The sequence below is a fragment of the Rothia sp. CCM 9418 genome (assembly GCF_048512825.1).
Taxonomy (GTDB): Bacteria; Actinomycetota; Actinomycetes; order Actinomycetales; family Micrococcaceae; genus Rothia.
This window is the reverse complement of record NZ_JBLXXX010000003.1, coordinates 1-24,163: the sequence shown is the minus strand read 5'-3', so window position 1 is coordinate 24,163 and position 24,163 is coordinate 1. Positions and strand designations below refer to the sequence as shown.

General features: G+C 46.5%; 23 protein-coding genes. All 23 read right to left on the bottom strand.

Annotated elements, in window-relative coordinates:
- Positions 1-2: 2 nt before the first annotated feature.
- Positions 3-317: an integration host factor, actinobacterial type gene (mihF, locus tag ACN083_RS04685; RefSeq protein WP_419101676.1), complete on the bottom strand. Its 315-nt coding sequence runs from the start codon at positions 315-317 to the stop codon at positions 3-5.
- A gap of 222 nt (positions 318-539) precedes the next feature.
- Entirely contained in the window at positions 540-1,403 is an 864-nt protein-coding gene (pyrF, locus tag ACN083_RS04680) for an orotidine-5'-phosphate decarboxylase (RefSeq protein WP_419101675.1), read from the bottom strand.
- The gene (carB, locus tag ACN083_RS04675) at positions 1,396-4,728 is read right to left on the bottom strand and encodes a carbamoyl-phosphate synthase large subunit (protein ID WP_419101674.1); all 3,333 of its coding nucleotides are present in this window, start codon (positions 4,726-4,728) and stop codon (positions 1,396-1,398) included. Before carB ends, pyrF begins: the two co-directional genes overlap by 8 nt.
- Positions 4,729-4,754: 26 nt before the next feature.
- Positions 4,755-5,915: a glutamine-hydrolyzing carbamoyl-phosphate synthase small subunit gene (carA, locus tag ACN083_RS04670; protein WP_419101673.1), complete on the bottom strand. Its 1,161-nt coding sequence runs from the start codon at positions 5,913-5,915 to the stop codon at positions 4,755-4,757.
- Between the two features lie 53 nt (positions 5,916-5,968).
- Positions 5,969-6,490 carry a hypothetical protein gene (locus ACN083_RS04665; RefSeq protein WP_419101672.1) on the bottom strand — a complete coding sequence of 174 codons (522 nt, stop codon included), beginning with the start codon at positions 6,488-6,490 and terminating at the stop codon, positions 5,969-5,971.
- Positions 6,491-6,493: 3 nt separating this feature from the next.
- On the bottom strand, positions 6,494-7,819 hold the full coding sequence (locus ACN083_RS04660) for a dihydroorotase (protein ID WP_419101671.1): 1,326 nt from the start codon (positions 7,817-7,819) through the stop codon (positions 6,494-6,496).
- A 9-nt stretch (positions 7,820-7,828) separates the two neighbouring features.
- Positions 7,829-8,830, bottom strand: coding sequence for an aspartate carbamoyltransferase catalytic subunit (locus tag ACN083_RS04655; RefSeq protein WP_419101670.1), 1,002 nt, complete (start codon positions 8,828-8,830; stop codon positions 7,829-7,831).
- A 6-nt stretch (positions 8,831-8,836) separates the two neighbouring features.
- Entirely contained in the window at positions 8,837-9,412 is a 576-nt protein-coding gene (gene pyrR, locus ACN083_RS04650; RefSeq protein WP_419101669.1) for a bifunctional pyr operon transcriptional regulator/uracil phosphoribosyltransferase PyrR, read from the bottom strand.
- Between the two features lie 217 nt (positions 9,413-9,629).
- Positions 9,630-10,040: a transcription antitermination factor NusB gene (gene nusB, locus ACN083_RS04645; RefSeq protein WP_419101668.1), complete on the bottom strand. Its 411-nt coding sequence runs from the start codon at positions 10,038-10,040 to the stop codon at positions 9,630-9,632.
- A 20-nt stretch (positions 10,041-10,060) separates the two neighbouring features.
- Complete coding sequence (efp, locus tag ACN083_RS04640; protein WP_419101667.1) at positions 10,061-10,624, bottom strand: elongation factor P; 564 nt, start codon at positions 10,622-10,624, stop codon at positions 10,061-10,063.
- 167 nt (positions 10,625-10,791) lie between these two features.
- The gene (gene aroB / locus ACN083_RS04635) at positions 10,792-11,895 is read right to left on the bottom strand and encodes a 3-dehydroquinate synthase (protein ID WP_419101666.1); all 1,104 of its coding nucleotides are present in this window, start codon (positions 11,893-11,895) and stop codon (positions 10,792-10,794) included.
- Positions 11,892-12,515 (bottom strand): shikimate kinase, encoded by a 624-nt coding sequence (locus ACN083_RS04630; protein ID WP_419101665.1) that lies wholly within the window; start codon positions 12,513-12,515, stop codon positions 11,892-11,894. The genes aroB and ACN083_RS04630 overlap by 4 nt, the downstream gene beginning before the upstream one ends.
- 6 nt (positions 12,516-12,521) lie before the next feature.
- Positions 12,522-13,736, bottom strand: a complete 1,215-nt coding sequence (gene aroC, locus ACN083_RS04625) for a chorismate synthase (protein ID WP_419101664.1) — start codon at positions 13,734-13,736, stop codon at positions 12,522-12,524.
- 114 nt (positions 13,737-13,850) lie between these two features.
- Positions 13,851-14,768: a shikimate dehydrogenase gene (locus ACN083_RS04620; RefSeq protein WP_419101663.1), complete on the bottom strand. Its 918-nt coding sequence runs from the start codon at positions 14,766-14,768 to the stop codon at positions 13,851-13,853.
- A 13-nt stretch (positions 14,769-14,781) separates the two neighbouring features.
- Positions 14,782-16,005 (bottom strand): endolytic transglycosylase MltG, encoded by a 1,224-nt coding sequence (gene mltG, locus ACN083_RS04615; RefSeq protein ID WP_419101662.1) that lies wholly within the window; start codon positions 16,003-16,005, stop codon positions 14,782-14,784.
- Positions 15,995-16,549, bottom strand: coding sequence for a Holliday junction resolvase RuvX (gene ruvX / locus ACN083_RS04610; protein WP_419101661.1), 555 nt, complete (start codon positions 16,547-16,549; stop codon positions 15,995-15,997). Before ruvX ends, mltG begins: the two co-directional genes overlap by 11 nt.
- Positions 16,550-16,552: 3 nt before the next feature.
- Positions 16,553-19,237 (bottom strand): alanine--tRNA ligase, encoded by a 2,685-nt coding sequence (gene alaS / locus ACN083_RS04605; RefSeq protein ID WP_419101660.1) that lies wholly within the window; start codon positions 19,235-19,237, stop codon positions 16,553-16,555.
- A gap of 87 nt (positions 19,238-19,324) precedes the next feature.
- Positions 19,325-19,786 carry a peptide chain release factor 4 gene (locus ACN083_RS04600; RefSeq protein WP_419101659.1) on the bottom strand — a complete coding sequence of 154 codons (462 nt, stop codon included), beginning with the start codon at positions 19,784-19,786 and terminating at the stop codon, positions 19,325-19,327.
- Positions 19,786-20,169, bottom strand: coding sequence for a DUF948 domain-containing protein (locus tag ACN083_RS04595; RefSeq protein ID WP_419101658.1), 384 nt, complete (start codon positions 20,167-20,169; stop codon positions 19,786-19,788). Before ACN083_RS04595 ends, ACN083_RS04600 begins: the two co-directional genes overlap by 1 nt.
- A gap of 251 nt (positions 20,170-20,420) precedes the next feature.
- Positions 20,421-21,053 (bottom strand): 30S ribosomal protein S4, encoded by a 633-nt coding sequence (gene rpsD / locus ACN083_RS04590; RefSeq protein WP_419101657.1) that lies wholly within the window; start codon positions 21,051-21,053, stop codon positions 20,421-20,423.
- A gap of 253 nt (positions 21,054-21,306) precedes the next feature.
- Positions 21,307-22,749, bottom strand: a complete 1,443-nt coding sequence (locus ACN083_RS04585) for a replication-associated recombination protein A (RefSeq protein ID WP_419101656.1) — start codon at positions 22,747-22,749, stop codon at positions 21,307-21,309.
- Between the two features lie 39 nt (positions 22,750-22,788).
- Complete coding sequence (gene dtd, locus ACN083_RS04580) at positions 22,789-23,223, bottom strand: D-aminoacyl-tRNA deacylase (protein WP_419101655.1); 435 nt, start codon at positions 23,221-23,223, stop codon at positions 22,789-22,791.
- Positions 23,224-23,315: 92 nt separating this feature from the next.
- Positions 23,316-24,077: a siderophore-interacting protein gene (locus tag ACN083_RS04575; RefSeq protein WP_419101654.1), complete on the bottom strand. Its 762-nt coding sequence runs from the start codon at positions 24,075-24,077 to the stop codon at positions 23,316-23,318.
- Positions 24,078-24,163 lie beyond the last annotated feature (86 nt).

Genomic DNA, 24,163 nt, shown 5'->3' with positions numbered 1-24,163 from the left:
CTTTAGCGTTCGAGGAAATCGATTAATGCGCGTCGCTGGTGTACACCTAATCCGCGTAAACGGCGGGACGGCGCAATATTAAGTTCTTTAAGAATTGCGTTAGCGCGAATCTCACCAATGCTTGGAAGAGCCATCAGCAAATCTGTCACTTTTAGTCTACTCACAGCTTCTTCGCTATCGGCTCGTTTGAGCACTTCTGCGATAGTTGTCTCACGTTTTTTGAGAGATTCTTTAACCTCAGCGCGAATGGTGCGAGAAACTTTAGCTTTTTCGCGAGCTGCTGCGCGTTCTTCTTCGGTGAGTGGGCGGAGTGCCATACTAATTCCCCTTAGTGTAACTATTGTGGCGTGTTATGTTTGCGAACCTGTCTTTAGTGGTTTGTTCAGCACATGACGCGAATATGCGTCATGTGCTGAACAAACCACCTCTGACGTGTATTAATCTAACACTTTAGGGTACGTTATCAGATATTTCTACTAGATGATGCTTAGATTAAGTCAGATTATTTAGACCAATCACTCCTAATAAACGACGAATTATTATATTCTGTCATTTAAGTTATTTTTGAGATTTTCTTGCGAACTTTCAATCGCATCGATAAGTCCCTCAAGAGACGGACCCCGAGACAAAACTCCGCGACTAGAATTGACCAAAACTTGTGATGGGCAACCAGAAAAAACCTCATATAATTGTTCAGCCGTAGCGCCTTGCGCCCCATAGCCCGGAGCTAAAATTGGGCCATTGAATCCCGACAAATCAATTGAAAGTAATTTCAAAGCATCAGCTACAGTGGCTCCCACCACCAGACCGCAAGACCCCATCCGTCGCCACGACTGCCTAGCATTTCGCTCCTGAGCAGAACGAATCACCTCCGCAGCAACAGAACAATCTCCCCCACGATGTTGAACACTCTTACCCTCAGGATTAGACGTTAACGCCAATACAAAAACACCGCGCCCCTGAGCCTCAGAAAGCTCCAAAGCAGGAGCTAAACTCCCAAACCCAAGATAAGGGCTAAGCGTGAGCGCATCACTTGCAAGAGGTGAAGAATCATCCAACCACGTGTGAGCATAAGCGCTCATCGTAGAACCAATATCCCCACGTTTGGCGTCCGATATCACCAAAAGACCCAGACTCTGCGCATACTGGACACAACGCTCCAAAGCGAGGAAACCAGAAGAACCGTAACTCTCAAAAAAAGCAACCTGTGGCTTGACCGCAGCGACCTTCCCCGCACATGCTTCAAGAACCAACCGCGCAAAACGTTCTACGCCATCGGCTGTTGCGGGAAGACCCCATTGTTGCAAAAGCTGAGGATGAGGATCAATACCTACGCACAAGGGACCATACTGCTCCATTTTCTGAGCCAGTACATCACCAAAACCTACACGCGGATTACGCATCAACTACCTCCTCAGCCTCACCTGAACGACGGTTCTGCTCAGCCTTCAACGAAGCACTATGCTCTTGTAACGTCATAACATCCCAGCTATGCTCACGCATCGCTTGAATTGCTTGTACCGTTGCACCAAACTCCGAGACTGTTGTCATTACAGGGCAACCAACAGAAGTCGCTGCTGCACGAATCTCATACCCATCACCGCGCGCATTCTCACCGCCAGAAGGCGTATTAAGAATCAACGAAATCTCACCTTCAGTAATCATCTGAACGATAGACTTCTCATCAGCAGATGTCTCAGCAATTTTTGGAACAACCACAGAATCAACACCATTACGACGTAACACCTGTGCCGTACCACCAGTAGAAATAATTTCAAAGCCAAGACTTTGCAACATACGAACATAAATAATCGCGTGACGCTTATCCCTATTCGCAATAGAGACAAAAACTTTACCCTCCGTAGGTAGCGCCCCACCAGCAGCGCTCTCTGCCTTCGCAAAAGCCGTATCAAAATGGCGATGCAAACCCATCACCTCACCAGTAGAACGCATCTCAGGGCTTAACAACGAATCCACTACCACGCCCTCAGGAGTACGGAAACGACTAAATGGAAGCACCGCCTCTTTCACCGCGATAGCCGTATGAGACGGCAAAGAAGCTCCATCCATGGTAACCGGCAAAACACCTTCAGACTGTAGCTGAGCAATACTCTTACCCATACCAATTAACGCTGCTGCCTTAGCTAACTGAACGCCTGTAGCCTTTGACACGAAAGGAACCGTACGCGAAGCACGAGGATTAGCCTCAATCACATACAAAACATCAGACTGCACCGCAAACTGAATATTAATCAGTCCACGAACGTTGACGCCACGAGCAATCTTAAGCGTCGCTTCCTTCACCTGAGCAATAGTGTCAGGGCTCAAAGTAATTGGAGGCAAAGTACATGCTGAATCGCCAGAGTGAATACCAGCTTCTTCAATGTGCTCCATCACACCGCCAAGATAAAGCTGCTCACCATCGTATAAAGCATCCACATCAATTTCGATAGCGTCTTCAAGGAACTTATCAATCAGCGCAGGCTGTGAAGGCGAAACTTCCGTGGCGTTCTCAAGATAACGAGCCAATTGCTTAGGCTCATACACAATCTCCATACCACGACCGCCCAAAACATAGGAAGGACGAACCAGCACCGGATAACCAATCTCATCAGCGATACGACGAGCATTCTCAAAAGTAAAAGCGGTACCATTCTTTGGTGAAATCAGCTCAGCTTCTTCAAGAACTCGCGAGAATTCACCACGATCCTCTGCCAAGTCAATAGCTTCTGGAGATGTTCCAAGAATTGGAACACCAGCTTCTTTCAACGCCTGAGCTAGTTTCAACGGAGTCTGCCCACCCAACTGGACAAAAACCCCAAGAAGACCTCCCGTACGACGCTCTGCATCAATAATTTCTAAAACATTCTCGAGCGTAAGAGGCTCAAAATACAGACGGGTTGAAATGTCATAATCAGTTGACACTGTCTCCGGATTACAGTTAACCATCACCGTCTCATATCCCGCTTCACGCAACACCAGCGAGGCATGAACACAAGAATAATCGAATTCGATACCCTGACCAATACGGTTCGGTCCAGAGCCTAAAATCATCACAGATGGTTTTTGGTGTGGTGCAATCTCGTCTTCCATATCGTAAGAAGAATAATGATACGGAGTAAAAGCCTCAAACTCCGCAGCACAAGTATCAACCGTTTTGAAGACCGGACGAATACCTAAGGCATAGCGGATACCTCGGACAATTTCCTCTGAGGAACCCACGATATGTGCAATCTGCGCATCAGAAAAACCATGTCTCTTCGCCAGACGTAGAGTCTGCTCATCAAGGTTTTTATGGTCACGAATCTGCTCTGCAACCTCATTCAAAAGAACAAGCTGGTCTAAGAACCAAGGATCAATACCCGTTATCTGATAGAGTTCATCCACGCCCACACCAATAGCCAAAGCCTGCCGAACATCATGAATTCGTTCTGCCGTCGGTGTAGCACAGCGACGGAGTAACTCTTCACGTTCAACACCAGTTATAGAGGAATCCTCAAAACTAAACTCCGCACCCTTCTGCTCCAAAGAACGCATAGCTTTCTGTAGAGCCTCCGTAAAGTTACGGCCTAACGCCATAGCCTCACCCACTGATTTCATGGTTGTTGTCAAAGTCGGGTCAGCTGCAGGGAACTTCTCAAATGCAAAACGCGGAACTTTAACAACAACATAATCTAATGTTGGTTCAAAAGACGCTGGAGTTTTTTGTGTAATATCATTGGGAATCTCATCTAAGGTGTACCCCAATGAAAGCTTTGTCGCAATCTTTGCAATAGGGAATCCTGTAGCTTTAGAAGCCAAAGCAGAAGAACGAGACACACGAGGGTTCATCTCAATGACGATAATACGTCCACTGTGAGGATCAACCGCGAACTGGATATTACATCCACCCGTATCAACACCAACCTCGCGAATAACGTTAATAGAAATATCACGAAGCTTTTGGAACTCACGGTCGGTAAGGGTCAACGCTGGGGCAACAGTAATGGAATCTCCAGTGTGTACGCCTACTGGGTCAAAGTTCTCGATAGAACAAATAACAACAACGTTATCGTTCTTATCTCGCATCATTTCTAACTCGTATTCTTTCCACCCAAGAATAGATTCTTCTAAAAGAACCTCACTCGTGGGGCTGTACTGAATACCAGCACCGGCAATACGGTACAAGTCTTCTTCGTTATAAGCCATACCCGAGCCTAAACCGCCCATCGTAAAGGAAGGGCGCACCACCATCGGATAACCTAGCTCTTCAGCTGCTGCCAAAGCTTCTGGCATGCTATGAACGATGACCGAACGAGCAGACTCACCACCAGCACGTTCTACGACACCCTTGAACTTCTCTCGGTCTTCACCAAGATTAATGGCTTCAATATTCGCACCAATCAGTTCTACCTGATACTTCGCTAAAACGCCTTGGCGGTCAAGGTCAATTGCGGCATTGAGGGCTGTCTGCCCGCCAAGAGTTGGCAAAATAGCGTCAGGACGTTCTTTTTCAATAATTTTTTCAATAACTTCTGCATTGATGGGTTCAATGTATGTTGCATCAGCAAACTCTGGGTCAGTCATAATCGTCGCAGGGTTTGAGTTCACAAGAATCACTCGGATTCCTTCTTCCTTGAGAACTCTAAGCGCCTGAGTGCCGGAATAATCGAACTCGGCTGCCTGCCCAATCACAATAGGGCCAGAACCGATAACGAGCACAGAGTTGAGGTCTTTTCTACGTGGCATTGTCTACAAAATCCTTTGTGAGTTTCCTAGTTCTGGTGTTGTTTCATCAAATCGATAAAGCGGTCAAAGAGATACGCCGCATCATGTGGTCCAGCCGCAGCCTCCGGATGATACTGCACTGAGAAGGCTGGAATATCTAAGCAACGTAATCCTTCAACAACACGGTCGTTGAGGCCGATATGAGAAACCTCAACACGACCAAATTCCTCACATGGAGCCAGCACCACCTCATCAAGAGGCGCGTCCACTGCAAAGCCATGATTTTGGGCTGTAATCTCTACTTTGCCTGTTGTCTTATCAAGAACCGGTTGGTTAATCCCACGATGCCCAAAAGGCAACTTATATGTACCAAAACCTAAGGCACGACCTAACAATTGGTTACCAAAGCAAATACCAAAGAACGGAATAGAAGAACGAAGAACCTGTTGTAGAAGTTCAACCTGCTGGTTGGCAGTAGCGGGGTCTCCTGGGCCATTTGAGAAGAACACGCCGTCAGGTTTGACCGCCTGAATATCCTCAAAACTTGATGCGGCAGGTAAAACATGAACACGAACACCACGACGTGCGAACTGTTCGGGAGTCATCGATTTAATACCTAAGTCAAGAGCTGCTAACACCCCTTGAATGGGGCCGTCCCACCCGAAGTCTTGTGGCTCAACGGTATACGCCTGTTCAGAAGAAACGCTTTCAGCAAGCTGTCGTCCCTGCATCGGCTCAGACTCTTGCACCATCGTCAACAGCTCAGATACCGGACGTTGTGCGTACTCCCCCGAAAAAATACCAGCACGCATTGCCCCAGCAGAACGTAAATGACGGGTGAGGGCACGAGTATCAATACCTTCAATGCCGACAATTCCCTGCGCTGAAAGGTAATCGTCAAGAGAACCTTCACTACGCCAATTTGAAGGACGTCGAGCAGCATCTCGTACAACGTATCCGGCAACCCAAACCTGACGCGATTCCGCATCCACAGCGTTAACACCAGTATTTCCAATATGAGGAGCAGTCTGCACCACAATTTGACCAGCGTAAGAAGGGTCAGTGAGAGTTTCTTGATAACCGGTCATACCGGTAGAAAAGACGGCCTCACCGAGAGTCTTCCCAACCGTTCCATACGCCTGTCCACGGTAAACATTGCCATCTTCTAATACGAGAAGAGCCGGTTGGTGATGAGTTAGATTAGACATCAACTAACTTCCTTATATAGTGTTTTGCGATAATTCGCATCAATCATTGAGGGCTAAAGAGCTGGAAGAGAATCCTTCGCCTGAGGTGCTCTTAGAAGAATTTCTTTTTGAATACTTTCTTGTTCTTGCGGGTGCAATAGCCTAAACCCCGTATCGACAGCAGTGCTATTGAACATCCACGAGATGATGAGAAGACCATCTTTTTCCACAAACTTTCCGTTAATGCCTGACTCTTGGCGTACTGCAATAACATCGCGATAAGGAATCCATAGGTGTTGTGCACCTTCTCGGGATAAGACAAGTCCTTCATCAAAAATGAATAACTCAGCTCGGGATTTAACACCTAAAGTGTGCACTGCAACGCGGGCTAACCAATCCCCTAATAGCGTTGTAACAATATACGTCCCAGAAACAACCGCATCAGGCGGTAACTCATCATAGCGTTCTGGTACCGGCGCTAAAGGGCCTAGCTCACCTTGACGTCTTTTACGTGCCGACCAGCCACGCCACATCAAAAGGCAAGCTAAGACAACAACACCGATACATACGAGCGTGGGGAAAAAATATTTTGACATTGTTTAGAGGCTATTCCCCTCGGCCGGTTGCACACGAGGTGTTGCTAATGCTCCGTCCAAAACCGTAGGGTGACCGGCAAAGAAGGTTGCACGAACAGCGCCGGGCAGTTCTAAGCCTCTATACGGGTTATTTTTGCCCCGTGTTGCTTGCTCTGCCGGATTAATCACGCGTGTTGCTTGAGGATCGTAGAGCACAATATGCGCCGGTTCACCTACCGCGATAGGCCGCCCCTGCTCTACTGCGCGACCAATATGTGCCGGACGGAAACTCATAATTTCTGCAACACGTTCCCAGCCAATAAGACCAGTATCAACAAGCGTTTTCTGAACAATTGACAATGCTTGTTCTAAGCCCGTCATACCATTGGCAGCACAAGCCCATTCGCAATCTTTAGACTCTATTGGGTGTGGTGCATGATCTGTGCCAATAATATCAATCGTTCCATCTGCAACCGCCTGACGAAGAGCCATAACGTCTTCTTCGGTTCGCAAAGGAGGATTCACCTTATACACGGGGTCATAGCTCCGAACAAGTTCTTCTGTCAAAAGCAAATGATGAGGTGTCGCTTCAGCCGTCACCTGAACACCGCGAGATTTAGCCCAACGTACAATTTCTACTGCACCGCGTGTTGAAAGGTGACAGATATGAACACGAGAGTTCACGTGTTCAGCTAGAAGAACATCCCGCGCGATAATGGATTCTTCAGCTACAGCAGGCCATCCTGCTAAACCAAGTTCTGCCGAAACTTTGCCCTCATTCATTTGTGCGCCTTCAGTTAGTCGAGGCTCCTGAGCATGTTGGGCAATGACACCATCGAAAGTTTTGACATATTCTAATGCTCGACGCATCAGTGCAGGATCCCAAACGCACATCCCATCGTCTGAGAAAACTCGAACTTGTGCACGAGAATCTGCCATCGCGCCAATAGCGGAAAGACGCTCCCCTTGGAGCCCTATAGTCACAGCGCCAACAGGGTAAACCTGCGCCCAACCTGCTTTTTTACCAAGCTCATATACTTGTTCAACAACTCCTGCAGTATCGGCTACTGGTTGTGAATTTGCCATAGCAAAAACCGCTGTATAACCGCCTAAAGCTGCCGCTTGAGTTCCAGACTCAACCGTTTCAGAATCTTCTTGTCCAGGTTCTCTCAAATGGGTGTGCAAATCGACAAGACCAGGCAAAGCAATGAGACCTTGTGCCTCAATTATTTGAGCGTCATCAGCGGTTAAAGCTGTGCCTATCTGCACAATTTTTCCTGCGTCAATGAGGATATCTGCTGTATCTTGACCAAGAATAGAAACATTTTTAATGAGATATTTTTCTGTCATGTTCTCTCGCTATGGGTGAATCTGTGTGTTATTTGAAGAGTAAAGTTCGCTACCGTCTTGGCCAGTCATTAGCATATAGAGCACCGCCATGCGCACAGAGACTCCGTTATTGACCTGGCGAAGAACCCACGATTGTGAAGAATCTGCTGCAAGAGAACTAATCTCAAGCCCGCGGTTCATTGGGCCCGGATGTAGAACGGCTGTCTGTTCTCCCGAACGTTCTAAAGCTTTGAAACGTTCAGGGGTAAGCCCCCATAATCGGGCGTATTCTTCAACGCTAGGGAAGAACGCAGCATTCATACGTTCTTTTTGAATACGAAGTAGCATTACCGCATCAACACCATGCGCTAAGGCCTGATTAAAGTTGTAGTACACCTGAACTGGCCAATGATCAATATCATGAGGTAAAAGAGTAGGTGGTGCTATAAAAATAACCTCTGCTCCTAATGTGTGTAGAAGCCAGAGGTTTGAACGAGCAACACGAGAGTGAAGGATATCGCCAACAATAGCGACACGCATTCCCTCAAGTGCAGCACCTCGAGTGGGGATACCTGATAGCTGATACTGAAACTGTCGAAGTGTCATCGCATCAAGAAGGGCTTGTGTTGGGTGAGCGTGTGTGCCGTCGCCAGCGTTGAGAACTGGTACATCTGTCCAACCTGCTTCTGCCAAACGCTGAGGTGCCCCTGATGCGCTATGACGAATCACAAACGCATCAGCATTAATTGCGGCTAATGTCTGAGCAGTGTCTTTAAGGGATTCACCTTTAGAGACAGAAGAACCTTTAGCAGCAAAATTAATGATGTCTGCGCCAAGACGTTTTTCGGCTGTTTCGAAAGAAAGCCGAGTGCGAGTAGAGTCCTCAAAAAAGAGGTTCACCACAGTACGTCCTTGTAAAACAGGAAATTTTTTCACCTCCTGACGACCAATTTCTGCCATATAATCGGCGGTATCGAGAATACTAATCGCCTCTTCGCGAGTTAATTCTTTGGTGTCTAATAAATGACGCATGGTTTCTTATTCTCCGCTGTTAGGGTGCAAAATCTCAACACGGTCGGTGCAACCATCAATTTCTTCGAGATACACACGAACGAGTTCTTCAGACGAGGTTGGTAAATTTTTGCCAACATGATCTGCACGAATAGGTAGCTCACGGTGTCCCCTATCCACCAGAACAGCTAGACGCACACATGCCGGACGCCCGTAGTCTTTGAGAGCGTCTAGACCTGCTCGAATAGTTCTACCGGAGTATAAGACGTCGTCAACTAGGACAAGATTCTTTCCATCAATACCAGATTCGGGTAGGACCGTCGGTAAAGGAGTCTTCTCAGGTTTTGAATTGAGATCATCTCGGTATTTTGTAATATCTAATTGACCGAGGCATAGCTGAGGATTAAAAGACGAATCAGTGCGCGCAATCTTTTCTGCTAAGCGTTGCGCTAATGGTGCGCCCTTGCGCTGAATCCCCACAAGGACAAGATTTTCTGCACCACGATTTCCTTCAAGGATTTCGTGAGCAATACGTGTCAAGGCACGGTTAATATCGGCTTCGTTAAGAATGGTACGACCCATCGCTGGGTAGAATTCACTCATCTGCCGGCCTCCTTCCCCGCCTCACGGGACGGACTTAAAGGTTGCTTGCTTTATGGAGCAATCTATCATGTTTTATCTTGGCAAAGCTGCAAGAAGAGATGTTTTGAGAAAAGTTTTTGAGAAAAACGATGAAGTTATCCGGTAAATCAGCACGTCACCACGCATAAAACGGTGGGGTGGCCACATAGTGTAGCCACCCCACCGTTGAAAGATACTTTTATGCAAGAAGCGTAGGTTTAACTTGACGCAACCGCTCCAAAAGACCATTGATGAATTTAGGTGAATCGTTAGTCGAAAGCACCCGAGCCAGTCCCGTTGCTTCTGAAATAGCAACAAGATCTGGAACCTCATCATTATAGATAAGTTCCCATGCGCCGATACGCAAAAGAATACGATCTACGCTAGGCATACGGTCCATGGTCCAGTCCTGAGAGTACGTTTCGATATACTCACGAATCTCTTCGTCATGTTCTTGTACACCGCGCACAATCTGCTCAGAGTACGTAGAAATCTGCGCGGAAGTATGTAAACGACGACGAGTCAATACGTCTAGAATCTCATCATCTCGTTGCTCAGCTTCAAAAAGAACTTCAACTGCTCTCAATCGAGCTTTAGTTCGTGAATTCACGTATTTTATGCCCTGTTCTTCTAGTCGTTTACACGACCAAGATACTCACCAGTACGAGTATCAACCTTAACTTTAGTACCAGTCTCTAAGAAGAGTGGAACCTGAATCTGAGCACCAGTCTCAACTGTTGCAGGTTTCGTTCCACCTGTAGAACGGTCACCTTGAAGGCCCGGCTCAGTGTACGTAATCTCAAGAACAACAGATGCAGGAAGCTCAATGTATAGTGGCTCACCCTCATGCATCGCGATAGTAGCAACCTGAGACTCAAGAAGATAATTTGCTGCGTCACCAACAACAACCTGAGGAACGTTAATCTGATCGTAAGTTTTTACGTCCATGAAAACGTAATCATCACCGTCTTGATAGAGATACTGATAATCAGAACGATCAACAGTAGCAGTATCGACCTTTGCGCCAGCGTTAAACGTACGATCGACAACTTTGCCGGAGGTTACATTACGCAACTTGGTACGAACGAACGCTCCACCTTTTCCTGGCTTGACGTGCTGGAATTCGATAACCGACCAGAGGTTACCATCAATCTTAAGTACAACGCCGTTCTTAATGTCAGCGGTAGTAGCCAACCGACTCTCCTTCAAATATATGGGAATTATCAATAATCAAATGATTCTTAGCCATTGTAACGCTTCAACGAGATAAAGACAGCTGTATTGGACGAAGAAACATAAAATAGATGCTCCCCTGTGCCAGAACACACAGCCTTCATCATATAGATGAGGGTCTATAAAGCCTACGAGGTAGAAGAAATCTCTTGATACGTCGCAAACAATAATGAATCGTCAGGAACCTCATAAATACGAGGTGAACCATACCCCTCAAGAAGGACGAAACGAAGCAAATTTCCGCGCGCCTTTTTGTCACGACGCATCGACTCAATCAGCTGTTGCCAACGGTCCCCACGATAACTCACCGGAAGACCCACCGACTGACAAATGCGACGAGTACGCTCTACCACTGACTCATCAACATACCCTGCAGCCAAAGATAACTCAGCAGCAAAAACCATACCGACCGCAACTGCCGCACCATGACGCCACTGATAACGTTCAACCCGCTCAATAGCATGCCCAAAAGTATGCCCATAATTCAGGAATTCTCGAAGACCAGACTCCTTTAAATCCTCAGAAACAATACGAGCTTTGACACGAATAGAACGTTCAATAAGATCACGAATCACTACAGACTGAGAATCCCGTAAAGCATCAGGATTGCCTTCAACAATATCGAGAATCTCAGGATCAGCAATAAACCCACATTTAATGACCTCTGCTAAACCCGTCAATAATTCGTGAACGGGCAAAGTCCGTAACGTTCCTAACTCGCATAAAACAGCTGCCGGAGGATAGAACGTACCGACCAGATTTTTTCCCTCAGCCGTGTTAATAGCTGTTTTTCCCCCGATGGCAGCATCTACCATACCTAATAAAGTCGTAGGGATATGAACAACCTTCACACCACGCAACCAAGTGGAGGCCACAAAACCTGCCACATCGCTGACTGCTCCGCCACCAATAGAGATAATTGCATCAGAACGAGTAAAATCATTCTTCCCTAGCACCTGCCAGCAGAAACCTGCTACTTGAAGATGTTTTCCCTCTTCTGCATCAGGAATCTCCGCACTAAAAGAGTCGTAACCAGCTGAACGTAAATCTTCCATGACCAGTTCACCGGTAGAACGCAAAGCCCTCGGATAAATCATCAACACACGACGAGTTTGAGCACCTAGAATAGTAGGAAGCTGGGATAAAAGGTGATGTCCTACAAAAACATCATAGTTTTCTTGCGGGCTATCTCCCGTCACCGAAATAACGGTTGGTTCCATATTATTGCTCATGCTGTTACTCCCCCACGAGTACATAAAATAAATTGTTGGACTTCTGCAGCAATCTCTGAAACAGGACGAGACCCCCGAACATCTAACGTATAGCTTGCTAACTGCTCATAACGTTCTTTACGTAATTGAAAAATCTCATTCCACCGCTGGATAGGATCCCCCTGTAAAAGAGGTCGTGTCTTATTCCCCAAGATTCGTGGGCGAACAGTGTCAGCATCGACTTTCAGATAAATGACACATTCATTTTTGAGTTTCTGTGCAACCTGATCACTCATTGGAGCGCCCCCGCCTAACGAAAAAATACTATTGCGATATTGCGGAGACTCAAGAACCTGAAAAATTGTTTCACTCTCAACTTTACGAAAATATTCTTCACCCAAAGTGTCAAATATCTCTGGTATTGAACCATATTGTTCCGTAATTAGCTGATCGGCATCCAAAAACTGATACCCATAAAAACGAGCGCAATGCATCCCTATATAAGACTTGCCAGCAGCCATCGGTCCAATAAAAACCACCGGACGACGACGATCTAAGAACTCTTCTTGAACTTCACGTACATGCTGAGGATCTGGCGATGAAATACTTACACGTTCTCGAGGAAGATGCTGAGATGACATGAGCGTCTAGCTATCCCAACCAGCAACATTAGACTCCCAGCTCAAAGACTCCGGAATAGCAGCAAGATAAGCATCCATATTCCGTCGAGTCTCAGGAACAGAGTCCCCACCAAATTTCTCTAAAGCAGCTTCAGCAAGAACTAGCGCAACCATCGCCTCCGCAACAACACCAGCGGCGGGTACCGCACATACATCTGAGCGTTGATGATGAGCTTTGGCCACTTCACCAGTAGAAGTATCAATAGTTTTCAAAGCCTTAGGCACGGTGGCAATTGGCTTCATTGCAGCACGAACTCGCAGAAGATCTCCGATGCTCATGCCACCTTCAATACCTCCGGCACGATTCGAATCACGAGTAACACCATGAGTGTTCACACTTATCTCGTCATGTGCTCGAGTTCCTGGACGAGAAGCAGTTAAGAACCCATCTCCCACTTCAACACCCTTAATGGCTTGAATGCCCATTAACGCTGCAGCAAGACGCGCATCAAGACGACGATCCCAATGAACATAAGAACCAAGCCCTGGAGGAAGACCATACGCAAGCACCTCAACGACACCGCCAAGAGTCTCACCATCTTTATGAGCGGTATCGACGGCCTGAACCATTGCCACAGAAGTGGCTGAATCAAAGCAACGTAATGGGTCAGCGTCAAGTGTCGCGACATCAGATGGACGCGGACGAGGTGCTTCCTCCGGAGTGCACACATCAGCAATTGCCGTCGTATGGCTTACGAGCTGTATGCCTAAAGCTTTAAGAAGCTGAGAAGCAACAACACCAAGAGCAACACGTGTTGCGGTTTCACGTGCAGAAGCCCTTTCTAAAACAGGGCGTGCTTCGTCAAAATGATATTTCTGCATCCCCGTAAAATCGGCATGCCCAGGTCGAGGGCGAGTCAACGGTGCGTTGCGGGCACGCCCTTCAAGTACCTCAGGATTTACGGGGTCAGCACTCATGACATCAACCCATTTGGGCCATTCTGTATTCGCAATTTCTAAGGCAACAGGACCACCCAGTGTTTTACCATGACGGACACCGCCTAAAATGCGAACCTGATCCTCTTCAAACTTCATACGTGCCCCACGCCCATAACCTAGACGACGTCGAGCTAAAGCATCACGTACCATCTGCGAGGTAAGTTCTACACCTGCGGGCACGCCCTCAATAATACCGACAAGAGCTTCACCGTGAGATTCACCGGCTGTGAGCCAACGCAACATGCTCTGACTTCCTTTACATATGTAGTGTGATAACCAAAAGTTCTTCTCTAGACACTAGAGTACCCAGAAAATAAACCGAATAAAATTTTTGATGTCTTCACATGAAAAATTGTGTTAACGGCACGAGCCAAGATGCTCAATAGAATAAACGTTCACGGGTAACTGTTTTCGCGGTAACAAACCAATAGCAGCACACATTGCATTCATCATCTCAAGCTGTTCAGGCAACGTGTCTTCTAAAGAATGTCCCGTAAAAAGCTTCACTTGGTCGATGGCCTGATACATCAGCATATCTAAACCAGAGACGATGACGCCACCAGCTTTCTCCCAATACGAAGCAATAGTAGAAGGCCACGGATTGTAACTGACGTCTAAAAGAACACCGCTAAGAGAAGACTTCAAGGCGGGGGCAAATTGGTCGGCCACACCAGCAGGCAAAGTAGAGATAACAGCCTCATACATCGGATGCCGTGAAGCAAAATCCTCAAAATGGCAAACGTTAAGACGTATTCCCAGCTTCTGCGCTAAACGAAGGACTGTCGAGGCTCTCTGCACAGAACGTACATAAAGATCTACGTCAATAGAACCTAAAAATGCTAATGCCATCAGCGCAGAAGTAGCGGTTCCTCCCCCACCAAGAATAGCTCTGGGCGAGTTCGTTGATTCACGAACACCAGCATAATCAAGCGCATTGACGATTCCAGAAACATCCGTATTATGACCAATAGACTGTCGAGAAGAGCCCTCACCGTGCCAATACACAGTATTAACAACGCCGAGAATCTTCGCAAAATCAGTAAGCTCATGAAGACTTTCAACGACAGCATTCTTAAGTGGCATTGTCACAGAATAGCCAACCACATTTTCGGTTAGAGCAGGTAAAAACCGTTCTGGAAGTTCTTCAATGGATGTTCTCCAACGAAAATAATCAATCTCATATCCCAGATGCTCATATGCAACCTGATGAAGGCTCGGAGAAAGCGAATGTTCAATAGGATCACCTAAAACAAAAGCTTTCTTCCGAGCATTCATTAAACCACCTATCTTAGGTGCATTTACCAGCATGATTACGACACCATCTATCGTATTCTTCAACGTTCTTAAGATGTTCACTGTAGGTCTTAGCAAACTTCGTTTCGCCAGTATCAAGATTGACAGTCACCCAGAAATAGTAGTCATTCTTATCGGGGTTTGCGGCGGCGTCGATAGCGTTAGTGCCTGGTGAACCGATAGGGCCTGCAGGAAGTCCCTTATAATAGAACGTATTATATTTATTTGACGGATCTTGCTTCTGCTCATTTGTAATATGAACGGTCTTCTTTCCTAGACCATAAGCAACCGTAGCGTCAGACTGAATGTACCCGCTAGTTTCCCCATCAGGGTGGTTAATACGGTTTTCAATCGCCCCAGCAATAGCTTTGTAATCGGGGGTAACACCTTCAGCCTCAACAATAGAAGCTACCGTCAAAACATAGAAGGCTTTCTCATCGCTCTTAACACCAGCATCAGATAACGCTTTCTTCGTCTCATTGACAATACTCTGCATAATATCTTTGATATCTGTTCCCTGATCAAAACGATATTCACCAGGATGCATCCAACCTTCTAGAGAAGGGAAATTAGCAGGAACACCAAGACTTTGAGGATTCTTATTAAATTTGTCGAGCTCATCTCGAGAAACACCAGTAGCTTGAGCAATGATATCCAGAGACTCTCCAATACGAAGAGTCTGAGCTAAAGCAATATACACCTGATTTGTCTCATGCAAACGTAAAAGAATGTCTAGTGCAGATTGGCTACTCATCTCTTCTTGAAGGTTATACTCACCAGGCTGAATATACTTTTTCTCCCCCATATCGCTATAGACGGAAAGGAAACGATCTGCATCCGCAATAACGCCCATCTTTTCTAGCTGGTTTGCAACACCAATGGTGGAAGCACCCGGAGCAACTGTGAAGCTCACGCTTGTCCCATTACCACTACCACTAAAATCTTTGCGTTTAAACCACCCTAGCTGAGGGCTAATAATTGCAATAATCATGACTACCGCAATAGTAAAAACAAGCCCCGCGCTGAGCATAGTATTACGCCTACGGAGACGAATTTTACGTCGTTGTTCAGGAGTGAGCAGATCATGCTCAACAACTAAACCGAGGATACCCTCACGTTCATCTTCTTCAGAGGGACTCAAAATCATCTTGAGGTTCTCTGGCTCATCACGGTGAACTGAACGTTTCGGCGATCGGCTCGAGTTCGTTTTATTGCTCACTCAAGTTCTCCATATCGTTTTTCGTCTGTGCTATTGAGGAAATTTCCTCAACACATTCTATTGTCTGAGGCTCCACTAAAAAACCAGCAACATGGTTGCCTGCTTTTAGCGTGTCTAGGCAATACTGCAAAATATTGACTGCAGCTACCTGATCCACCATTGTCTTAAAATCTCGTGAAGATACTCCAGCCTCATGCAAAGTACGATGAGCACTAACCGTCGTTAAACGCTCATCCACTAACCATACGGGGATGGAGCACCCTTCTGCTATAAGCTCAGTGACCAAATCTTGAGCATAAGAACGAGCCATAAGCGTTGACGATGATTCTCCACCGCTCATGGTCTTAGGTAAACCCACGAAAATTTCTGTTACTTCGTGGACTTTCACCAGGGTGCGCAGGACTCTACGATCAGAGTTCTTTTTAAGGTCTCGACGTAAAGTCTTGAGCGGTGTCGCTAGAATTCCATCTCTATCGCAGAGGGAGAGTCCGACGCGAGCATTACCCACGTCGACTCCCATGCGCACTCCTGGTGTAAAAGTCATATGTTAAGCACTGACTTTCGCAAGTTCAGAACGAATAGCTGTGAGTGCATCATCAACCTTAGTTGGGTCTTGTCCGCCACCTTGAGCCATGTCGTCTTTACCGCCACCGCCACCGCCGAGGACACCTGCAGCAACACGAACCAAAGCTCCAGCTTTAACGCCGTGTTCACGAGCACCTTCGTTAGTTGCTACGAGAACAACCGGGCGACCATTATTAACAGCTGTTACTGCAACAACAGCAGGCTCTGAGCCTAGACGTTGACGCAAATCCATTGCAAGATTACGTAACTCATTCACTGATAGTTCACCAGCATTATGAACAAGAGCTCGGATTTGTCCGATGAGTTCTGCTGAGGCAACAAGTTTTCCGGCTTCAGCTTGAAGTTTTTCAATACGAAGTTTCTCGAGCTCTTTTTCCACGTTCTTAAGCTTTGTCAGGGTCTGAGAAAGACGTTCTGGAAGTTCAGCAGAAGATTGTACTTTCATCATGCCTGTCAGCTGGTTAACAAGAGTACGTTCTGTTGCCAAATGGTTAAAGGAGCTATATCCGACAAGCGCTTCAACACGACGGTTACCAGAACCAACAGACTGTTCTGAAAGCAATGTCAAAGAACCAATCTCTGCAGAGGATGATACGTGGGTTCCTCCACAAAGTTCACGGGAGAAATCTCCACCAATTTCAACAACACGTACGGTGTCACCGTATTTTTCTCCAAAGAGACTCATCGCACCGAGTTTCTTTGCCTCATCTAGCGGCATCTCTTGTGTAACAGTCTGCAAATTATCACGAATTGCGGTGTTAGCAACTTCTTCAATTTCACGTTGTACAGATTCGGAGAGCCCTTCGCCCCATGCGAAATCAAAACGCAAATAGTCTTCTTTATTGAACGATCCACGTTGAGTTGCTTCATGACCTAATACTTGGTGTAGCGCTGCATGCACAATATGCGTACCAGAGTGAGCTTTTTCGCCATCACGACGACGACGTTCGTTAACCTGTGCAACTACTTCAGCACCGGCAAGAGCCTCACCTTCACGGACTACGCCACGGTGCACACTCAAACCTTTAACAGGTTGTTGCACGTCTTCAACGTCAATCACAAAACCGTTACCGCTGATGTATCCGGTATCGGCCGCCTGACCACCAGCTTCAGCATAGAAAGGAGTTTCGTCCAAAACAACTTCGATACGGTCCCCTGCATGAGCAGCCGGAACAGTCATGCCATTGACCAAAATAGCACGTAGAACAGTTGGTGTTTTAAGTTCTTCATAACCAGTGAAGACAGAGCCACGTTCATTAGCAAGCTCACGCAATGCAGAAAGATCTGCGAAAGCGCCTTTTTTCGCTTTCGCGTCTTTTTGTGCACGAGTACGTTGCTCTTCCATGAGCTCGCGGAAAGCTTTTTCGTCGACTTTCACGCCGGCTTCTTCAGCCATCTCCAACGTCAAGTCAATGGGGAAACCATAAGTATCGTGCAAGGTGAAAGCTTCAGTACCAGAGACGATAGAGCTACCTTTTTTAGCTTCCTTAACGGCTTCTTCGAGGCGCTCAGTACCGGATTCGATAGTTCTTAAGAATGCCTTTTCTTCTGCATACGCAATACGTGAAATACGTTCGAAGTCTTCAACAACAATCGGGAACGCTCCACCCATGGCATCACGAGAAGCAGGGAACAATACGGGCAGGCATGGCTCAGTTACCCCTAACAATCGCATCGCTCGAATAGCGCGACGCATCAGACGGCGAAGAATATATCCGCGACCTTCGTTAGAGGGAGTCACACCGTCAGCAATGAGCATCAGTGAAGAACGGATATGGTCTGCGACAACACGCATACGTACATCGTCTTCGTAGCCTTCATCCTGAGCTGTTTCAGAGCCGTGATAAGTCTTACCAGATAGTTTTGCAGCTGCATCAAGTACGGGACGAACCTGATCTGTCTCATAGAAGTTTTCAACACCTTGCAATAACATTGCAAGACGCTCTACGCCTAGCCCGGTATCGATATTCTTCTCAGGCAAGTCTCCAAGAATCTCAAAGCTATCTTTTCCGGTACCTTCACCACGCTGGTATTGCATGAACACAAGGTTCCAGATTTCAATATAGCGGTCATCATCAACAGCTGGACCACCATCTTTACCATAGGCAGGTCCACGATCATAGAAAATCTCAGAGTCAGGGCCCGCAGGACCAGGCTGACCAGTAGACCAATAGTTTTCTTTCATGCCCATACGCTGAACACGTTCAGCAGGTAAACCGACGGTCTTCGTCCATAGCTCGTAGGCTTCATCATCGCCTTCGTAAACGGTAACCCAAAGACGTTCTGGCTCAAGTCCAAAACCGCCCTGATCAACAGATGTTGTCAGTAGCTCCCATGCCCAAGGGATTACCTCTTTTTTGAAGTAATCACCGAAAGAAAAGTTGCCAGCCATCTGGAAGAACGTTCCGTGGCGAGCTGTTTTACCTACTTCTTCGATGTCAAGGGTGCGAATACATTTCTGCACGGAAGTTGCTCGGCGATAAGGAGGAACTTCACGGCCCAAGAAATAAGGAATAAAAGGAACCATACCGGCGATGGTAAACATTGCACCTGGCTCGTTGGAAACAAGCGAGGCGGAGGGAACGACTGTGTGACCGCGTTCTTTAAAGAATTCAAGCCATCGCTTTGATATTTCCTGTGAAAGCATGAAGCTATATTCCTAACCTATGATGATGAATAAATGATGAATAAATGTTCTAAAAAATATATAAAAGGCTACTACACCCAATATGCTCTAAGTCTCGCTAGAAGAATGACCTTCGAAAAAGTCTTCACCTAACTGACGGTCACGGTAGACCCTGCGTTCCGTGCCGGAGAATGAAGAACTCGTAGAATGTGGTATTAGTTCAGTGTTATCAGAATTCTCTGCTACCGCCCAAGAATCTAAGGAGCCTGGACGAGCCTCATTCTTTTGCTCCTGAAACTTTTGTTTCAGCTGAGCTTCGCGCTCTTCCATCCCACTTTTTACTTGAGCAGCAAATTGAGTTGCTTTTAGGGCGACTTTTTGAAGAGGCTGACCCCACGGAGAATCAAAGAATCGGGACACTTGAGCCTTCCGTCCAGAAACTGAAGATAACTCTGATGAAGTTCGGCGAATCAACGCTTGGCTCACATCTGTTGTTTGATTAATACGTTGCGCCAGATACCCAGCAACTGCACCACCAGCTAGTAGAGCTGCACTCTTCCAGAACCCCATTATGGACGCTCCTTAGGTGTTGCAGATGCGGTGCCTTGCTTATCTGCTCGCATAGCTTTACGTACACCGTAGGAGAAGGAAGCAACCTTAATAAGAGGTTGCCCAACAGTTGAGGTAACTAATGAGGAAAGAGCAGATACGTTTGCTGAGGCATCAGAAACGTTATTCGTAATATCGTCCACTTTTTCTAATTGGGTATTGGTGGTTGTAACAGTTTTTGTCACTTCTCTAATTAAGGGGGTCGTTTCCCCGTTGAGAGAACGAATCGTTACTACCAGTTCGTCAAAAACTTTTCCCAATTTAATAATAGGTAAGGCTAGAAGCGCTACAAGTATTGCAAATACTGCCGCAGCAATAAGCCCGGCAATGTCTCCACCGCTCATAGATCCTTCTTTCCTAGTGTGTACAGTCTGCGCCTCAATATCAGAAATTAAGAACACGAATTGATAACAATACTACTGCATGGAATAAGATACAGACGATTTATTTTCAGGTTATCGTGTTTTCTCATCTTTTTAGGAGCACACGTTAACTTCAGAAAACGACGATTACATCAAAAACTGACGTATTTAAAACGGACAACCCGTGCCCTCTTCCAATGATGGAAGAAGCACGGGCTGAACGAACGTATGTTCTATGCCAAACGTGAGTAGTATTCAACGACAAGCTGCTCTTCGCAGGTGACCGGAATCTCTTCGCGCTTAGGCAAACGATCGAGTTTAGCGTGGAGCTTCTCAATCTCAACGTTGAGGTACGCCGGAGTATCAGGCAGAACATCTTTATGTGCACCGGTAGCAGCTACCTGGAAAGGAGCCATCTTCTCAGATTTAGGGTGAACGTGGATGAGCTGACCTGGCTTCACGCGGAAGGAAGGACGGTCAACACGAACGCCGTCAACCATAATGTGACGGTGAACAACAAGCTGACGTGCCTGAGCAATGGTGCGTGCAAAACCGGAACGCAAAACAAGTGCGTCAAGGCGAGTTTCAAGAATCTCAACCATGTTCTTACCGGTCTGACCTTCAACGCGCTTAGCTTCGAGGTATACGCGACGCATCTGAGCTTCGCGAATGTTGTACTGAGCGCGTAGACGCTGCTTCTCGCGAAGGTGGATTGCATAGTTGGAGTCAGCCTTACGACGGTTACGACCATGCTGACCAGGGCTGTAAGGACGACGTTCGAAGTACTTTTCTGCCTTAGGAGTCAGCGCAATACCAAGAGCACGAGAATGACGCACGGTACGGCGGGTGCGGTTATTTTTAGCCACAATTTACCTTTCATAGCGGTTGGTAGCACACAAAACAGCTAGTGTGCCGACCATTTATTCTGATGGATTGGCCTCCAAAATATCCGCACACGATTTTGTGCGGTGGAGAGTGTGAAGCAGCCGCACTTCAGACACTGCAACCTATTTGGTGATCACATCGAAATGTGCGTTTTAGATAGGCTTGCCAACCACGGTTCTACCTTACCGTACATGTCTATGAACACCTACACATCTTAGGTGTATTTTCTCACACCTATTTTTCATGGTTTTTTCGTGAGGATTCACGAACTGAAGACCCCCGCAAAATTTTTGCAATAGCTCTCAAACGACTAGCAATATTCTTTTCTGCGCCGTACTCTGTGGGGTGATAATATTTTCTGCCTAATAAATCATCCGGTAAATATTGTTGTTCAGCCACACCAAAAGGAACATGATGGGGATAAATATAATCACGACCGTGCCCCATTTGAGCTGCACCAGGATAATGGCTATCACGAAGATGTAAAGGAACAGCGCCACCTTTACCAGCTTTTACATCTGTTAAGGCTTGAGAAATACTCGCAATGACAGCATTAGATTTAGGCGCCGTTGCAAGGTGAATGGTTGCTTGAGCAAGGTTAAGACGAGCCTCTGGCATACCCACAAGCTGAACAGCTTGCGCAGCATTAATAGCTGTTGTTAGCGCTGTCGGGTCAGCCATACCGATATCTTCACTAGCATGCACAACTAAACGGCGAGCAATAAAACGAGGGTCTTCCCCAGCGGTGAGCATCCTTGCAAGATAATGTAATGCAGCATCAACGTCTGAACCGCGAATAGACTTGATAAAAGCGCTAATAACGTCATAGTGCTGGTCACCGTTACGGTCATATCGGATAGAGGCTTGATTCAGTGCTTCTTCAGCGTGTTCTAAAGAAACGACGAGAGGGCCCAAGTTTTCAGATTCTTCTATAGATTCTTGTTTCGGTAGTTTTTCTTGCCCATAGGCAGCCGCTACAGCTGCTTCTAAAGCGGTTAACGCTTTACGAGCATCACCTTTTGATAAGGCCACAAAATGTTCTAGTGCAGGTTCTGATATATGGACTTTCCCACCAAAACCACGAGAATCTTCAACTGCTCGAACTAATAGCTGACGAATATCCTCATCCTGTAAAGACTCTAAAGTTAGCACTAAAGATCGTGACACTAATGGAGAAATAATAGAAAAGGAAGGGTTCTCTGTTGTTGCCGCAACAAGAACAACCCAACGGTTTTCAACTCCGGGAAGTAAAGCATCCTGTTGCGCTTTAGAGAAACGATGAATCTCGTCTAAGAACAATACAGTAGTTGTTCCATACATATCACGATCGAGTAAGGCCTGTTCCATCACCTGACGGACATCTTTAACTCCAGCCGTTATCGCAGAAAGTTCTACGAATTTTCGTCCACTACCACCAGCAATAACATGCGCTAAAGTAGTTTTTCCTGTGCCTGGAGGACCCCATAAAATCACGGATTGTGGGCCAGCTGGACCAGCCGATTCTCCAGCTAAAATTCTTAAAGGAGCACCCTGATGAAGAAGCTGTTTCTGCCCGATGACTTCATCTAAGGTGCGCGGACGCATCCGCACCGCTAAAGGTGCCTGAGTAAAAGATCGAATTGGTTCAGAGGACGGTTCTTCGTTATCGTTATCAAGGGTAAAAAGAGAATCTGTCACGTTGCTATCCTACCCTTGTCCTTCGTCGCACAAAGAATTTTATAGCTCATCACTATCAAGAATGATTGTTACTGGCCCATCGTTAATGAGACTAACTTGCATATCAGCACCAAAAATTCCTTCAGAGACTTCCGCTCCTAAATCTTTGAGATGTTGGACGTAGCTATTAAATAGAGGTTCTGCAATTTCTTGACCAGCAGCAGCTGACCAAGAGGGACGTCGCCCACGACGAGAATCCGCATATAAGGTAAATTGGGACACCGCTAAAATGGGTGCACCGATATCTGAGCAGCTTTTCTCACCCTCAAGAAGACGCAATTTCCATGTTTTCTCCGCAAGTTTTTTGACAATCTCAGGGGTATCCGTGTGTGTTATGCCAACTAACGCTAATAGTCCAGGACGGCTAATAGCACCAACTTGTTCTCCACCTACACAGACCTTAGCTTGTTGTACCCGTTGAATAACGACTTTCATAAAAACCTATTTCTTCTAGCGCCTAATATTGAACAGCCATTTTCTGTTCTCTTTTCTTGAGGCTACCGCTTTTTTTAAAAACATCTTAAACATTAGTTTTCTACTTCTCGAATATCTCGAGTAGTGCCCATCGCACGACCTTTAACCCAATAGGCGTGAGAATGCATAAAAGTTTTAGAAACAGAAGCCTCTTTAAGAAGATATCTTCGGGTGGGCAAAAGAACTTTAGCCTCACAAACAAGATGAGGGAACCAACCTTGCCAATCCCAGCTTTTCGTCTTCTCCAGCATTGCCTCTGGAGTAGGTTCAATCCAATGTACCGTGATATTTTCTCCGGAGCATAACGGGATACTTTCATCACTTTCATGCCAGCGAGATAACCAAATCTGTATGGGGAAACGTCCCTCTAAACGTTCAACTACAGCATTGATATAAGGGATACCTGCAGCGTCAGCGATAAACACAAAACCTTGAGGCGTCTCAGAGGGTACCTCAAAAGGATGAGAACCGTAATAAGAGAACTCAAAAGTATCCCCAACTTGTGCGTGAGTAGCCCAATAACTACCTGGGCCATACGGAGTGTGTAAAAGGAAAAAGAGGGTGAACTCCCCTGTTTGCTCATCAACGTTAGTAACCGTGTACCCGCGCATCTCTTCTTTATGGGGATTCTCTAAAGAAGGAAACCAACAGCGAAGGTACTCCCCCTGTGCAGGACGGACTTCATGAACAAAATCTGGAGAGCTCACTCTTAGAGCGAGCATACTAGGGCTATGCTGCCAGATACGACGTACCGTACATGAATAATCTCCTGCACGTAGAACTTTTAGAAGTACACCACATATACCGCGCCCCATGAGATACCCCTTCTTCTCGTCATCAACGAAAGCTAATGAGTCCAGTATGCCAGAGAACAAGAATAAAAGTTAGGTCAACCTTATTT

What these genes read in the sequence shown, in the direction of transcription:
- mihF (WP_419101676.1), bottom strand. Translation starts at nt 317, where the DNA reads ATGGCACTCCGCCCACTCACCGAAGAAGAACGCGCAGCAGCTCGCGAA.
- pyrF (WP_419101675.1), bottom strand. Translation starts at nt 1,403, where the DNA reads ATGCGTAATCCGCGTGTAGGTTTTGGTGATGTACTGGCTCAGAAAATG.
- carB (WP_419101674.1), bottom strand. Translation starts at nt 4,728, where the DNA reads ATGCCACGTAGAAAAGACCTCAACTCTGTGCTCGTTATCGGTTCTGGC.
- carA (WP_419101673.1), bottom strand. Translation starts at nt 5,915, where the DNA reads ATGTCTAATCTAACTCATCACCAACCGGCTCTTCTCGTATTAGAAGAT.
- ACN083_RS04665 (WP_419101672.1), bottom strand. Translation starts at nt 6,490, where the DNA reads ATGTCAAAATATTTTTTCCCCACGCTCGTATGTATCGGTGTTGTTGTC.
- ACN083_RS04660 (WP_419101671.1), bottom strand. Translation starts at nt 7,819, where the DNA reads ATGACAGAAAAATATCTCATTAAAAATGTTTCTATTCTTGGTCAAGAT.
- ACN083_RS04655 (WP_419101670.1), bottom strand. Translation starts at nt 8,830, where the DNA reads ATGCGTCATTTATTAGACACCAAAGAATTAACTCGCGAAGAGGCGATT.
- pyrR (WP_419101669.1), bottom strand. Translation starts at nt 9,412, where the DNA reads ATGAGTGAATTCTACCCAGCGATGGGTCGTACCATTCTTAACGAAGCC.
- aroB (WP_419101666.1), bottom strand. Translation starts at nt 11,895, where the DNA reads ATGAGCAATAATATGGAACCAACCGTTATTTCGGTGACGGGAGATAGC.
- ACN083_RS04630 (WP_419101665.1), bottom strand. Translation starts at nt 12,515, where the DNA reads ATGTCATCTCAGCATCTTCCTCGAGAACGTGTAAGTATTTCATCGCCA.
- aroC (WP_419101664.1), bottom strand. Translation starts at nt 13,736, where the DNA reads ATGTTGCGTTGGCTCACAGCCGGTGAATCTCACGGTGAAGCTCTTGTC.
- ACN083_RS04620 (WP_419101663.1), bottom strand. Translation starts at nt 14,768, where the DNA reads ATGAATGCTCGGAAGAAAGCTTTTGTTTTAGGTGATCCTATTGAACAT.
- ruvX (WP_419101661.1), bottom strand. Translation starts at nt 16,549, where the DNA reads ATGACTTTTACACCAGGAGTGCGCATGGGAGTCGACGTGGGTAATGCT.
- alaS (WP_419101660.1), bottom strand. Translation starts at nt 19,237, where the DNA reads ATGCTTTCACAGGAAATATCAAAGCGATGGCTTGAATTCTTTAAAGAA.
- ACN083_RS04600 (WP_419101659.1), bottom strand. Translation starts at nt 19,786, where the DNA reads ATGGGGTTCTGGAAGAGTGCAGCTCTACTAGCTGGTGGTGCAGTTGCT.
- ACN083_RS04595 (WP_419101658.1), bottom strand. Translation starts at nt 20,169, where the DNA reads ATGAGCGGTGGAGACATTGCCGGGCTTATTGCTGCGGCAGTATTTGCA.
- dtd (WP_419101655.1), bottom strand. Translation starts at nt 23,223, where the DNA reads ATGAAAGTCGTTATTCAACGGGTACAACAAGCTAAGGTCTGTGTAGGT.
- ACN083_RS04575 (WP_419101654.1), bottom strand. Translation starts at nt 24,077, where the DNA reads ATGGGGCGCGGTATATGTGGTGTACTTCTAAAAGTTCTACGTGCAGGA.